This is a genomic window from Pseudomonas fluorescens (genome assembly GCF_001307155.1).
Classification (GTDB): Bacteria; Pseudomonadota; Gammaproteobacteria; order Pseudomonadales; family Pseudomonadaceae; genus Aquipseudomonas; species Aquipseudomonas helvetica.
Genome location: NZ_CP012830.1, coordinates 5,396,117 through 5,411,372 on the forward strand (window position 1 = coordinate 5,396,117; position 15,256 = coordinate 5,411,372).

Here is a 15,256-nt window from a genome sequence, read left to right on the forward strand (position 1 = left end):
CCGCCATTAGACCTCTCCACTCCCTAAGGGGCTAGTCCTCGAGGAACGCGATCAACTCATCCAGTGAGCACGCCCATCGCAGCTTGCCAACAGAAGTCGAGAGTGACTGTTCATCGCTCGTATAGACTGCGAAGGGGGTGCAAACAACACCGACGATTCTCTCGTAATTGGTGAAGTCGAAGTTGTCACCCGCGGGGTTTTCTGAAAGCCGATTCACGATGTTTACCCAGGTGTTCACACCGCTGTTTACGGTCGACGCAGCGTTGCGGATAACATTATGGACTCCTTGATCGTACTCCCGTGAGTACGGGATGCTTTTGCAGGACACGAGGAGGAGAGTACCTTCAAACGATCCAATTGCATCTATATCGGTCACGGCTTGGCCGCCGACTTTGAGCGTCCGTTGCCTCAGCTCGCGAGTGTCGTTGTCGGCCCAGCGGGTTCGATCAATCGTTTGCTGAACGACATCCTCGAATTTTGTTGCCCGCTCGTTGGCGACTTTACCTTGTGCCTTTGGGAAGTTGAACCACGCCAAGAATCCCATCGAGGCGGCCCACATGTCGATACACATGTAGTCATTCGTTTTCCTGGCAGGAGCACCATGAGCGGCAGGCCAAACCTCTCCCAAAAAGCTCAAACAGCTGGAATTGAATGCTTTGAAGCTTTCCGGTGCCTCGAACTGAGGCAGGTGCTGACGTACCTCATCGCAGACGGCGTCATACACGTTCTCCCCGAGCATGTTCCACTCGTTGAAAGGCATGATGAAATAGCCGAGCTCCATAGCCCTCAGGATCGAGTAGCGGTTTCTCTGCAGCCAGCGTCCAGCGATCAAAAGTACCAAGAGGCAAAGCGAGGCATTGGGCTCAATGCCGTGTTTTTCCAGCGCTGGCGTTCTGTACAGTTCAAAGATTTTCGCGAGATCTAGGTTGCTTGGGCAGAACCGAATCAAAACCTTTCCTTCGCTTCCGTAAGCGGCGGCATGTGGGTGCCCCTTCAGGAACTCTTGTGGCGAAAATGCGATTTCGTCGCTTAACAGGCCCCAATACGCTTGTGCAAAGTTCATGTTCGCATCGTCGACGTTGTCAGCGGCATCATCATGAGCCAAGCCTGCCTGGTTCAAGGCAGCGCCATGAAATGTGCGGCCATGGGCATCATGGCGCTGGTCATAAATCCGAACCGCAGACTCCAATACCGGATCTGAAACGCTACACGGAAGTATTGTCGGTGCCGGGCTTGCCATCGGTCTGAAGGTGAGCGCACCTTTTTTAAGCCTGCCGGGGCCGCGAGAGCGTTCAGTTCGGAAAGTAAAGCTGTATTCCTTGCTCGCTAACTTGAATCCAACCTGTAAGTCGTAAATGATGGTGATGAAGGCTATGAAGCGTGCGATATGCCTCAGTGTGCTTTCGTTGATAGGAAAGACAAAACCGTTGCTGCCATACGCTGCTGACTCCAGCTTGACGCTACGGTTTGCGTAGACCTCAGCTAATGCACGCGCGTTAGGGCCGGTTGAAGCCAAATCCCCAGCGAAAACAGCGTTGGGTGTGCGTCGAAAGTAGTACATCCAGCGCATTGCTGAATAGGCGTTCAGGTCGCGTGAATACGCCTCTTCCATGGCCTGGATAGCTTGAGTGAAAAATGCACCGCTCTCTCGGGCGTTCAGCGTGCCCGCGGTTTTTGCTGATTGAAAGAATGGGAGCCGCTTAATCCTGTCTTCAAGTTCAATTATGGAGCGAGTAATATCATCCAAGAACTTTTGGTTGGTTGGGGCATGTTGAAGCAAGGCACTCATCGAAACTCTATCCTTAGAAAACTTTAAGCCGTTGAAGAATTGAGGCTGGCGTACCTCGCAACTGGTAGATCTGATTTACATGCTATGTTTCAGGGTATCATACTCTTCGTTCGACATGTAGTCGCGCTCGATCATGTGGTCTAGCATTGCGCGAATGTAGCCATCAAGCTCTTTGAAAAGATTCTCCCGCTCACTTCTGCTTTTGATCAGTTGCTCGAGCCGTTTCCCCATGTGAACAATATTGGTTCTGAGCCCGACCTCTTGCTTCGTCTCGTCTTTCTTTCCAGTGAGCTCTCGAAATCTTTCCATTAATCGTTCGTGCTCCCTAGGGCAGTTGGTCACATATTTTGAGACCACCTTTTTTATATCCTGAAATTTCATGAAATCATCTGGATATGCTAGGAACTCAATCAAGCTTAACGCTTGTACGAATTTTGACGTGGCTGATTGGGTCTGAAGCATTTGAGAATAGAGCGAAAGCCCATGAGCAGCGAGCTTGCCGACCTCCCCGTACTGTGGGAACCGATCCCACTCCGGTTGACGTAAGTCGAGACCAAGACCTTTCGTAATTACATGTGTGAAGGCTGCGCCGGCCAGCAACACGGAGTCCATCGCATCCGATCTCACCAAGAGCGCTGCTGACATCATTGAATGGGACATTAATTGTCCTGGATTTGCAGGCTTGGTTTCGCATGAAAGGTGTTCCAGTTTGCAGTTTTGGTAGTTGATTACATCAAAGCACAGACTGTCAGTTATTTCGGAGATTCTGGCGATCATCTCCAGATGGGCGCTGTGACTGCCACGCTTAAGTCGCTCCCAAGAAAACTTTAGAGGTATCACAAGCAAAGGGTGCTTATCGAGTTGCACTAAACGCACCTTGGATGCCCTTATCTGAGAAGATGCAATCATGGTTAACTGCTTGTTGTCAATGCGCAGGTTCGATAGGTTAAGCCTTCCTTGTGGATAGATCATGATCCCGTGCGGGAGAAATATTGAGCGATCAGTAATTAATCGAGAGAGCGGGAGTATTGCTAGATGGCAACCTTCTTGGAAGTACGTTTTGTATGCTGTACCAAGGTCGCCTTGGTCAATGCTTATATAGCTCGCTTCGTCGTACCAGTGTCGGTGAATTTCAGGGCTCGGAGTTTCCACCTCTATAGAATCGTTTGTTTCTGGAGGTGTATCTAGGGGCTCAGAAACACCAAGCCAGCATTCTAAGCAGTGTCGCTCACAACCATTTTTATAGTTGGTGGGTCTGTAGAAGTAATGATCACTACTCTCCGAATACTCAAAGATACTGTAAGCTCTGCTGCAATCAGAGCAGGTTCTGATAAGTTTCGTCTCGTAGGCACTTAGTGTCAGGCCATCAATGCTAAGTTTCAAATTATTCTTCTCGATAAATTTCGAAATGCAGTCACCGCTTCCTTCATGGGACTGGTCTGTCGCTATTTTCTTCTGACTCTTGCGGGAAAGCATGCCGGATTTGGCGTGCTATCTCGAGCGTCATCTTGCCACTAGAGGGCGCGAAGAGAGTATGGGGGAAGTCTCTCTAGAAAGTGTGGTTGCCCATAGAAGGACGGTGAGGGGCAGCAAGACCAAGTAGTTTAAAGGTTCTTCAAGGTACATTGCAGCTGCGAGTCGATGATAGTCCGAGCTTTTGAAGCCAGTTTCCCTCGGCTGTAGAGATCGTGAGTATTCAGGCATGGTGACAAAGGGATGTCACTCTAGTGCTACTATCCACCCGGCCCAATTGTGGGCCAAAGCACTTGTTGGAGCAGTATTCGTCGCGCCCGTAATCTCTGGCGTGTACGACCCGCCGTATGAAATGGAGATGTACAGTAGTGGAAGCCCCAAAGCCCGAGTCGCAACTGGATGAGCGCGATGAGCTCTCCTTCCCATTCCCGCAAAGCTTCCTTCACCGGCTGATCGGCAAGGCGTTTGATGCAGTGGGTCTGCAGCAAGCTTCCGCATGGCGTGCAGGCCGAGCCGCCGGGCATGATGTCGGTTTTCAAAAGGGTGTCGGCGTAGGGCACGCCTCAGGATTGCTCGCTGGAAACAAGACAGGTCACTCGCGTGGCTACGACGAAGGTCACGCGAGCGGGCATGAGGCGGGACGTACGACTGGCTACGAAGAAGGCCACGCGGCAGGGTTTGAAGTCGGGCATAAGAAAGGCTTTGAAGAGGGCAAGCTGATCATCGAGGTTCAGCCAGGCCCAGTTCCGGCAATCGGCGCGCCGGGGATTCGTGAAGATGTGCTTTTTAAAGACTGGCGTTTTCCGATCACGGACGAGTTGGAGGCGCAGATCCGATCAGATTTAGCAGAGAGGCTGCCAAATCAGCCGCCCTCCGTAGACCAGTGGAAAATGATTCTGTCCAGGACGCCCACGACGTCTGTTGTCGCAGGGGCGGGCAGTGGTAAGTCAACAACAATGGTATTGCGGCTATTGGTGCTGCGGCACTACCTGGGAATCGACTTCAAGAACCTCACTGTGGTGACCTTTACGGTGGAGTCCAAAATGGATTTTGCTAAGAAGGTGAGGGAGGTCTTCAAGCTGTGGGGCTATGACATCTCACATGATGACTCCCTACAGATCGTCCGTACGTTCCACTCTCGCATACTGTCCTTTGCACGATGCCTTCCTGGTATGAGCAACGTTCAGCCTTTCGAGTTTCTGGAAAAGGACGGAAGCACGAAAGAGAAGGGCTCCATGTTCCAGGTCAAAATGGGTGAGCCTCAGCTTGCTTTGATGAATGACTGCTACATGAGGCTTTACGACAAGAATCCGGAGTTCAAGGCGCTCATCGGAAAGCTCTACCGTCACTCCTTGGCGATGGAGAAGATGAACGCTGATAGTCCGGACGCGTTAAAGGCCCAACGGCAAGCCCGTGACCTGGCAAAGGTAGACGAAGACATCTGCGACACCTTGGAAAAGCTGTGGAGCGCAGCCGGTAAGTGGCCAGTAGAAGGTATTGAACTGAGCCGCAAGGTTGTTCAGCTCTTGGGGCAGGATTTCCACGTTAACGGGTTTGTTCCCGAGCTCGATGCTTTTGTCATTTTGGGCGTGGACAAATCCGAGCCTAGCGATTTGAAGGCAAAGGAAGGGCGCTTTCCTTACCTGACGGCTGATGTAAAGAATAAACGCATCTTGTTCCAGGCCCATTGTTCCCGCCCGGTGATTTATCTCAAAAGCTATGTCGAGTCAGACCAGCCAATTGAGGCAATCAGAAGCCTGGTAAACACATGCCCAAAGTTCACCTACAAGCTTGAGGGCGACATTGCACCTCAGTACATCACCGAGGCGTTCTTCAGCGCAGCATCGTACATGGAGAATCTTGGTCTGGATGTGTTCGAGGCCATCCGAGCCATGCGCTTGAGTAAAGCTGACGTGGATCGTGATTTCTTCCATGCGCTAGCAATCTACTGGAACGACTTCACTCGCATGCTCTTCAACATGACCCCTCCAGTGATGACGTTCAACACCATGTTCGCGATTTTTAGCGAGCGAAAACCGCATAACCTCCGAGCCCTGACGCCCGGTGTTCTGCGGCCGATGACGACATTGCTCGTAGATGAGTTTCAGGACGTCGGCGCCAACACCATTTCCTGGATACGGGCAACATTCGCTGAGATCGAGCGACGGAATTTGTCCGTTCCAACCCATGGGCGGCCTGCTTACGCATCGCTCATGGCAGTTGGAGATGACTGGCAGAGCATCTATGGCTGGCGTGGCAGCTCGCCGCATTATCTGATCGACTTTGACAAGGTCTTCGAGTCTCCTGAACCCAATCAGGTGCTGATGCAGGAAAACCATCGCTCTCATCAGATGGTGATCGATGCTGCGGAAGAAATCGTGAAGCGCACGCCTGGCGGCGTCCCTGGCAAGCGTGGGATTGCGAAAAACGAGGCTGTAGCAGGGCATCAGGTACCGGTTCAAGTCCGAGATATGGATTGGAAACAAATAGCAGTTGATGTTGAACGCCACTACGACGCAGGTGATTCGATTCTCGTGCTGACGCGTTCAAACTCTGTGAAGGAGGACGCACGCGAAGAGCTCGAGGAGCTCCTTGATAGGGCAAGGTTTGAGAAACGATCCAGCCAGATCAAATTTCTCACCTACCATTCTGCGAAAGGTTTGCAGGCTAAGGCCGTTTTCCTCTTGGGGGATTGCGATCTGAAGACGTCTTCGCCGTCCAAGAATGATCTCTACGCACAGGCCGGACTCAATCGCCCAGGTGACCCATGCGGATATGACACTTCACAAAGTGAAGAGGCGCTTCGCACAGCCTATGTGGCAATTACCCGAGCGATCACCTACTGCTACTGGTACCTAGATAAAGATGAGACCAGGCCTGCAATCGAGAAGGCCAGCCGGCATATCAAAGCGGCACAGCCATACTGGAATGTGGTGAACGCTGCGACCCCGTCAACAGCAAATGTAACCAATGTTAAAAAGACACCGGCTAAGCAATCGAACCGGAGAATTCATTGATTGGTTACCTGCTGGCGGGAACCTTGCCCTTGAGGTCGTTGCGCACCGAGTCATTGGCTTCGCGAAATCGCCCAACAGGGCTAAGCAGTAAACGGGGGTATGATCAGCCATGAATCGTCATTACGTCCGTGCAGAGTGCGTTTTATAGCAAGAGGCTTTCAAAAAACACTGTGTGTTTGCCAAGCATCCAATGACTTTGAAAGCATTAGAGGATAGTCAGAGATGCTAGCAGGCACCTTTGCTGGCACTGACAGTCTGAAAGCTCGCGATCCTTGCCGCTTTGAAACCTTTAACTTGCCTCCATCGATAGGCGACCCATGATCCCACTTGCAATCTAGTTGGTTTGGAAGCACCCTCGGCATACTCGACAAGCATTAAATTGCCATCGTGCTAAGGACGCCAATGAACACCAGGAAGGGTCGTATCAGTGCTGCGCTCAGCGACGAGATCAACTCACACCGGGCGCGGCTGGCGCCGTTCTTCAACGGAAATGCCAAACCTAACCCCTCAGTAAGCTTTGCTAATGATGGTACGGGCTTTGGTAAGTCGTACAACGTGTTCGATCAATTCATCGAGCACGCAGAAGAACGTGACGAACTCGGCGGACATCGCAACCTCTTCTTCATTACCCCGCACAAGGCGCAGATAGACATCTCCAAGGTAACCCAGGAGAAAGCAGCAGCGCGGGGCGTCAGCATTCTGAGCTTCCTTGCTGAGCGGGATTTATCCGACCTCAGCTTCGTCGGCTGGGTTTCAAAGGTGCGCAATGAAGACCTGTACGCCAGCTGGTCGAAGGCCCTCTATTCTGACTATTACCACGAGACTGTTAACGAACTGAGCAACGCGACCAGTGGACTCAAAGCAACGGAGACTGAACAGGCGCGGTACCTGAAGTCGGAGGTTGCCGACTATCTGCGCGAAGCCGAGCTGGAGCGTCGAATTGATGCTGCAAAACAACGCCTGCTCCATGCGTTACAGGATTTGGCCAAGGCGGTGATCCGGGAGAAGGTCGGCTTCGAATTCGTGACCACTCAAGAGCGCTTCCTGCGCGCCAGTAATGATCGAGAGCGAGCGAAGATCCAGGTTGTCGATCACGTTTTGCCTTTTGAACGAGCCAAGGTGGGGCCAACCATCTTCATTGCTACCACCGCCCGATTTCTGAAGCGCGCGTTCATCGTGTATCTCGACAAAAAGCGAGAGCCGAACATCAAGAAGCTTAGCTTCGAAGAAATTCTGGGAGCCAAGCGCCCGCCCACCAATGCTGAGGAGGAGAGTATCGCCCCGATCGGAGCCGCCTGCAGCTTGCCCCATGACGAACAAATCACTTACCTGAAGGAAGATTTCTTCGTCCCTGACGAGTCCAACTATTTCAAGACGCATGGCATCACCTTCAACCTCGTCATCGATGAAGAGCACGACAGCTACGACCGAGTTTTTGAAGAGAGTAAGAAGAAGCTGGTCAGCGAGAAGGTCAAGCCACCTCACGTCATTGCCGGCCTGCACCGCTTGATGGAGATGATCTCGGCAGAGTACGGCCCAGAAGACGAGGAGCCGATCGCGTTCAACGAAACGGTTGAGCTGATGAAAGATCTGCGCCGGCATTACGAAGAGGATTGCGAAACCAGCGTAAGCTTGGACTCTATCCTGCAGATGTGCTCCGGAAATGTCGGCCATATCACGATCAACAATCGCGACGTAGAGCAAATCCTTGCGTTGTCACAGAACATCTTCAGCCTGACACCCAGGCGTTTCTATAACGAAGCCGCCCTGAAGCGAATCCGCATGCGATCTGTATGCGGGAAAAGCGAGATCCGCCTGTCTTTCGATGATGGCGCCCCATGCTCCGATCCAACCCTACATGACTTCCTACAGGTCATGCTGTGCGCTCTGTACGCATGCTCCAAGATTCCTCAGGACAGCCCGCTGCGGCATCTGCTTGAGCTGGGTGAGGATGCTAGTCAGAACGCCCCCCTGTCTGAGTTCATCAAGAAGTCCCGTCAACATCGTTCTTACGTGGCTTCTGTTTTTGACCGAGCCAAGGACGCGGAAATCTTCGTTGACGCCTTCTTCACATTCTTCGCCCCGAAAATTGTGTTTTCGCTGGTTAAGGTGAACGAGATTCCCTTCGGTGGCGACGCGGTGAAGAACCGGGTATTCGTCGACTTCCATCTCGATCTGATCCTGGAACTCCCCGAGGTCAAACTGCTTCGTGTCCTGCACGGAACGCAAAACAGCGCTATGTGCCTCAGCGCCACGACAGGTTTCAAGCATTCCTACTCCGGCAATTTCTCCAGGAAAATGCTCGCCCGCTATGGGGAAGCACCATCCAGTAACCTTGATGTACGGGTCGTTCAGCGCTCCCAGGCTGACGTAGGCGCGATGTCGGATCTGCGGACTGCTCGCGCGAAAGCCAGAACCATGGAAGTCAGGCCCTTCCATAAGACGTCCGCCGACGACATCAGCGGCCTGCGCAGCGATCCCGTCTTCAAAAGCACCTACCGCTTCTGGTCAGACTCCCTGCTACCGCCTGGATATCGTGAAAACAAGTACCGGATGTCTGCATACCGCCGGCAGATCGAAGCGATGCTCATGGCAGCTTGGGACGAGAAAAACACCTTCGTTCTATCGCTCAACAATCGCTTCGCGGAGCTCTTCAAGAACCTGTTCGCGCAAGGTATTGAGGGGCGTTTGAAGGGGCTTCGGTGCCTCTACCAAGATAAGATTTTTGAGTTGAAGCCCTTTGAGGGCAAAACCAAGATAAGGGTCATTCTCTTCAGCTCCCAGCTAGCGAGGGAGGTCGACATTGATCAGTATCTCAAGGTGGATGATGACACCCGTATCTGTTTGATCTCCGCCTACGGCAGTGCTGGCACCGGTCTCAACCTGTTCGTTGAGCGGGCCGAGGACAATTTTCACCAGGACTTTGACCGCCTCGTGCTGGTCAACACGCCTTTCTACAGCGCGATCCGCGAGAAGGACACCGGCCTCAACACCGTCAAGAACCACATTCTTCTGCTCAAGCACATCTCGTCCGGGGAGAGCGAGGCGGTACGCTTAGCTGAATTCGACTCGAACCTTATGCAGCCCAAGAACCGCCGCATTTTGAACCAGGAGCATGACCTGGCCGTTCTCAAAGCGATCATCCAGGCGGTCGGGCGAGTAGAGCGGCGGGATACTTTGCTCCATACCGAAATATTCCTGCCCAGTGACGTCATCGATGACCTGATCGTGCGGTATAGCCGGCTTCGCCGAGAAGGTAATGACCTTCTCATCAACAGCCTTTCTCTGCTGAATCACAAGCTCATGCAGTTCTGCCTGCAACAAGCAGAAAGCCGATGCTTCGCGACTCAGGAAGAACGTGAGCAGTTCACCACCACCGTCGCTGCGGCTGCTGGCGACATCGAGGACTTCTTCAGCGGAGTATTCCGAAACAAGATACTCAGAAGAGCGCGTGAAGGTGACCGGGATGCCATGGAGCTCAACGAGATGCTCCGATCGCAGGAGAGCATCACCGCTCCAGAAAAGTACGTACGCAAGCTGCTGACATCCCCGCTGGTGAAGGCCTCAGGTTACTACCAAGGGGTCATCAGCACCTTCTACCTGCCTAGGGACGTGACCGATAGGATCACCGTCTGCACGACCTTGGAAAGCTTCCATCACCTGAGCGACCTGTTGCATGGGCATGCCGTCTACCAGCCTGGCAAGTGGCTTGTGCCGGACTACGTGCGCTCCGATAGTGAAGACCATGACTCAGGGCCCGGCATCATCAATCTGGCGTGCAACATGGCCAGCGATGGGATTGATGTGCACCTACCAAATCCCGCCCTGATTCCACTCCTGAAAGGGAATGTAGGTGAATTCATCTTTTCGAAGGTGCTCTCCACGCTCGGGGTCAAGCCACTGAATCTGGATCAGTTAATCTCTCTTCTGGGCCCTGCGGTGTATGAGCGCTACGACACCTACGTTCACGATGGAGACACCCTCATCTGCATTGACGTGAAGCGGTGGTCGGGCACCCTGAACAACCAGGAGCTGTCCCTCAAAACCCTTCACCGGGCGGAAACCAAAAGGCAGGAAATGTACGAGTTGTGCAGTCGCCTGAACCTGCGACCTCGCTTCCTCTACGTCAACACGCAACCGGACGACAACGACTTGAATGCCGAGCGTGAGTTTAATTTCGGGGAGTCGATCCACTTCCTCAACGCCTTCAAGATGATCACCAAGTATGTCCCCGTTACAGGCACAACCCGAATCCACCGTGTCGATGACCGCTTGATGATCAACCCCACTTTGGTACAGCTGTTAAGGAACGCGCAATGACCCTTTTCAATGTCTTGGAACCTGGAACCGCCGCCAAAGCCCGCACAAACATGCTGAAATTGTCCGGTGATCTTGAAGGCATCATTGAGCGCTTGTCAGCTCCGGAGGAGGGGCAAGGTTTCGTTCAGGCAGCAGTTGTCGAGGTCGCCAGGAAATATGGCGAGGAGGCCGCAGAGTACTATCAGCGGGTCGACTCCACCATCAAGGACTTCATCCGCAGAACGCTTGGCATCCCTGCTTCGACCAGGGTGCACTACAGCAGATTTAGCGGCAGAAAAGGGGTGTTCGGTTTCCTCTTTCTGAGCACTCAGGCGCCAGAGCCTGGTCAGGTTCGCCAGGTAATCGCTGAGCACTCGCTATACCCCAATTACGCGATTCAGGCGCTCCTGGACTTAAAGCTCAAGCTTTCGTTCCTCGGCGACGTTCACAAGCACTACGAGATAGCGCCAGTCGAGTTCAACGCGGATCTGTACATTGGGCTAGTGCACAGCCGTACGATGAAAAACGGCAGTTACGTCTTCGATGCGCTGCAGTACGACCTGTATTTTTCTACCGAGCAGGAACTCGCGCTCACGCTCAGCAGGGTGACGATGCAATGCTCTCTCTCGCAGGACTCCATTAGCCTGCCGGTGGGCGATACGGGTAATCTCATGTTTGATTGGTCTGGGAAGCGCTTCCAGCGTACCCGGAAACTCAATGCGACTACGGACAGTGATCGCAATTACATGGCATTCGCCACAAACAACGTGAACGCGACGGCCTTCGATCAGTACCAGAACAGCATCAACTACCATCAAACAGACTGCCTGAATCGAATAGAGCGTCTGTTGAAGCGTTATGGCATCGAGTTCAAGCCTGTTGTTTATGAGGCAACCCACCAGGTTAAAACTTTCCTGGAAGGGCTCCCTAAGACGTCAAACCCACTTTGGCTACTCGATACGTCGGCCAAGCCATCGACCGATGACGCCTGGTTCGGCAGCATCTCTAAGCTTGCAGATCAATTCGGTGCCTCCAAGGTGTTGACCGCAGAGAGCCTTCCCGCACCGACAGAGCTTGAGGTGGGCACCACGAATTACTTGGTGGTCAACGAGAAGATCAAGACACCTGGGGGTAGCAAGAACGGCTCCAGCATCTTCGACACCAGCGCCAACGAGGCCCACAACAGTTTTTGGCAGGCGCTTGCGCGCAAGCAGCGCAGCCCGGAAGCCGTCTTTGATTACTACACCTCCGTGAAGCTGCACCGCTTCACAGGAGGAATAGACAGCATCTGTCAGGGTTTTAACGTGTTGCCGGGAAAATCTCTGTCGGCAGCGTCGATTGAAAAGAGCTTGCAGGAGCTGGCGCTCAAGGAATGCATCTTCCGGGACAAACTGGTGAGAATCGAAGGCGCGTCCTTGCCCGCGCGGTCTATACAGTTGATGAGCTGTCGGAAGGATCGCGGTGAAAACATCTACATTCAGGTTCTTGATGTGTTTGTTGAAGGTGAATGTATCAAAATCGAGGCTTCCCGCCGCTACGACGAATCCTCGAGAGGAGAGTTCAACTACGAGTTCAAGAAGCTAGCTGCAGTCTTCGGGAAAGAGGACAAAAAACCATTCGATGCTATCTGGGATGGGGCTTTCCTGATCCATGACAAAAGCACTAGTGCCTGGCTAACGGCATACAACACGGGCCGCGTTCCCTCCATAATCGGAAACACACTTTTCGATAACCAGGTGCGCCAGGATGACGGCGTCTCCCCGTCGCGCGAGGTAGGCATACAGGCAGCTGCGCTCCCTTACTACCTGACCCCCACCAAGCAGAAACAGCGCCACAGCGTCTTCATCCAAGACAATGGCGTTGAAGGCGCATGGTTCTTTGTAGCTTCCAACAAGTCTGCTAACAATACGATCCAGAAGCAGAGTCTGGTCTACAACACCTTGCTCACACGAGATTGCGGTACCCGGCTTCCCGTGTTGGATCACCCGCTGGGTGAACTGTTCTTCTCCACCTTCACCTACGACATCGTGAAGCTTCGAGAGTCAGCCAAAACCTCAATTCTTCAGAAAATCGTCGAAATCTGCCTGCACAATTGAGAGGGCACGTAGTCCACGAGACGTTGACTGAAAGGCATTTGCCTTTCGTCATGGCCTTGGCTGCAAAGGACTGTCAGCCTAAGAGTAAGCGATAGGCATCACATTGGGTGAACGATGCATCGATGACTCCCTCTCTTTTTGCAGTAGTCGACCACCTTGGTCACGATGACGGCCAGGGTATTAATTGCCCATCACCTCTGGACATGTGAAAAGGAGGATCACCATGGCAGCTCTGTTCTTCTTACCTTGGACGTCGGTGACAGAGGAGCTGCGAGTTGCAAGCATGCGGTTGATCCCGTACGAGAGGGGACGGCTCCCCGGTGAATTGCTGGGGATCCCGCAGGAGGCTCTAGACGGTGTTCTAGGGAACTACGGCGATCGAGGGCGGGGTACTCAAGCCGCTGAGCCGATCCATCAGGCGGCACTCATCATCTGGGACAATGACGCAGCAGGTCTGGACGTCTCTGACTTCGAGATCCAACACCGTTTGGTTCAGGGATCCTACCTCGCATTTTCCGCGCTAGCACGCCGGACGTTGTGCTCAACGTCCGGCTACTACAACGCAGATACGCTTCAAATTGTGGCGCAACGATTCGATGTCGGCTCGCCCACGCACTCCTGCATCACCACCCGACGGCGTGACGGCGGGACACAAAATATGTTGGTGGGGAGGCGCGGGCTCAAATTCATTCGGCCATACCACGTCGACAACAGCCCGCGCATTTCTCTAGACGTCCTCTTGTTGGAAGCACTGCTTAGGATGCCCGATGGAGAACTGAAACAGAGTATTGATGAGGCGATCGTAGCCTTCCTCAGAGCCAACACCGATGCATCCTCGATGGATGAGCGATCAGAGCTCATTTTGATGAGAATCGCCATGGACACATTGCTTGGCGCGCCACATGACAAGGCTGCATTCCGTAGGGCTATCAATGGACACTTTGACGAACTCACAAATCCGCCCATCTGGCACAAGGGAAACCTGGACGAGTCGTGGTGGTGCAAGCACTGGGACAGCAACGTCGATCGTCCACTCGACGTCTGGGTTCATGATTTTAGTGCGGCTCGAAACGCAGCGGCTCATGGCCCAAATACGACTCAGAAGGGAAACCTATGGCCCCGGCATAACCACCTCCTTTTCGCGACCTGGCTGATGCCTCTGATCGTGAAGAAGCTGCTGGCTCAGGCGGGATTGTATGAGTTGAGCGCCGAAGACAAAGTGGCGCGAGAGGGATTTGAAGTGTTCCTGGCGCATGACTTGCTGGCATTTGCAGACGAAAAGGAAGACACGGTTTGGTGGCAAAAAGCTGAAGCCGAGCTCTTTCAGCCGCTTTTCGAGGAGCGATTGCGCAAGGCGTATGAGTGAGAAGTAGTCGTGGTGGAGCGCAAGTCTTGCGCGAACATTTCCTGCGACATGACCCCCGAGGCAGACGAGGTGATTGATCCGAACATAGCTGCAGGTCGCAGGAGGTGGCCAGGCTTATCGCTAATAAACCCGCCCCGCGGAGTTGCGAACTGCCCGCGCGGTTAGCTCCCCTGCTGACGCTCTTCCGTTTGTTGTCCATCCGAATTCAGGGAAGGCACCTCACTCTGAGCCTCTACCTGAGTAGCGCCCAGCATTGAGGGGTCTATTGCTGACCAGAATGGTGTTACGTAGCCATAGGAAATCTCCGCGTCCAGCTTCACGTGTTTGAGTGGACGCTCGGCTCGCTGTTCAGCCGCTTGCAGACTTCGCTCAATGGCTCGACGAGCCGCGGGGCTAATTTTGAATCTGTAGAACTTGAGGAAGACCTGCTCAAGGGCCAACTGGCGGAAGTTTTCCGGGCGGTAAGGGTGCCCGAGCAATGGCTCAAAGCAGTACTCAATCAATTGGAGTATCGCGCCAAGTTCGAAGGTCTACTCGCGCATTTCTGGCTTATTAACTCCAAAAAATAGCCATTGACGCTGATGATGCGCACTCCCCATGCTGAAATAAAAGGGGAGTGACCATGAAGCCTGTATTGCCTCCAATTTCATATTTAGCAGAAGTATTACCAGCAAATCATCCAAGCAATCATCAATCCTGTTGGGATTTTTTGAACAGTTGCTGGCATCCGAACCGCCCCTCGTGGGACATGCACAGGCGTCGTTACTTTCCAGATTTAGGCGTCCGGGAAGAGTTCCTTGATGAGGACATCCTTAAAGTTTGGACGGCTGTCTCTGATGAACGGTCGCAAAAAGAGCTTAATGCCCTTATTAGAGCCGGTAAATTGAAAGACAAATACTATGGCAGGTTTCGCTTTCCAGCTGCCCAAATTACAGATTGCAAAGGTAGAACACGATTGCCTAGAAAAGTCGTGAATGCTCTTCGATACACGCTTACGAGTCCTAGTCAGATCTATGGAGATAGAACGCTTAGAAAAAATGTCATTATACCGCGCGCCCTTTGGTACGCCCTGACCTATGAAGCCCTTTCCTTGTGGGCTAAAACTAGCGATGTTCCACAGCATTTGGCAGAGCTTTGTTTGCAAAACGATTTGGGGTTGTGATTTTCGCGGGGTTTCGGTTTCGCGAGAGCCTTACTCTACCACCTGGTACTTCAG

At 53.0% G+C, this 15,256-nt stretch carries 8 protein-coding genes; 6 read left to right on the forward strand and 2 right to left on the reverse strand.

What is annotated here, in order from left to right; all coding sequences use genetic code 11:
* Positions 1 to 31: 31 nt before the first annotated feature.
* On the reverse strand, positions 32 to 1,789 hold the full coding sequence (locus AO353_RS24565; RefSeq protein WP_054597288.1) for a hypothetical protein: 1,758 nt from the start codon (positions 1,787 to 1,789) through the stop codon (positions 32 to 34).
* 75 nt (positions 1,790 to 1,864) lie between these two features.
* Positions 1,865 to 3,265, reverse strand: coding sequence for a hypothetical protein (locus tag AO353_RS24570; protein ID WP_054597289.1), 1,401 nt, complete (start codon positions 3,263 to 3,265; stop codon positions 1,865 to 1,867).
* A 365-nt stretch (positions 3,266 to 3,630) separates the two neighbouring features.
* On the opposite strand from AO353_RS24570, the gene AO353_RS24575 reads away from it, so the two are divergent.
* From AO353_RS24575 to AO353_RS31145, 6 genes are all read left to right on the forward strand, one after another.
* The gene (locus tag AO353_RS24575) at positions 3,631 to 6,279 is read left to right on the forward strand and encodes a UvrD-helicase domain-containing protein (RefSeq protein ID WP_054597290.1); all 2,649 of its coding nucleotides are present in this window, start codon (positions 3,631 to 3,633) and stop codon (positions 6,277 to 6,279) included.
* Between the two features lie 402 nt (positions 6,280 to 6,681).
* The gene (locus tag AO353_RS24580) at positions 6,682 to 10,599 is read left to right on the forward strand and encodes a hypothetical protein (protein ID WP_054597291.1); all 3,918 of its coding nucleotides are present in this window, start codon (positions 6,682 to 6,684) and stop codon (positions 10,597 to 10,599) included.
* On the forward strand, positions 10,596 to 12,674 hold the full coding sequence (locus tag AO353_RS24585) for a hypothetical protein (RefSeq protein WP_054597292.1): 2,079 nt from the start codon (positions 10,596 to 10,598) through the stop codon (positions 12,672 to 12,674). Before AO353_RS24580 ends, AO353_RS24585 begins: the two co-directional genes overlap by 4 nt.
* A 223-nt stretch (positions 12,675 to 12,897) precedes the next feature.
* On the forward strand, positions 12,898 to 14,040 hold the full coding sequence (locus AO353_RS24590) for a hypothetical protein (RefSeq protein WP_054597293.1): 1,143 nt from the start codon (positions 12,898 to 12,900) through the stop codon (positions 14,038 to 14,040).
* 320 nt (positions 14,041 to 14,360) lie between these two features.
* On the forward strand, positions 14,361 to 14,609 hold the full coding sequence (locus AO353_RS24595; protein WP_054597294.1) for a hypothetical protein: 249 nt from the start codon (positions 14,361 to 14,363) through the stop codon (positions 14,607 to 14,609).
* A gap of 53 nt (positions 14,610 to 14,662) precedes the next feature.
* Entirely contained in the window at positions 14,663 to 15,202 is a 540-nt protein-coding gene (locus tag AO353_RS31145; RefSeq protein ID WP_146016059.1) for a hypothetical protein, read from the forward strand.
* Positions 15,203 to 15,256: the final 54 nt, after the last annotated feature.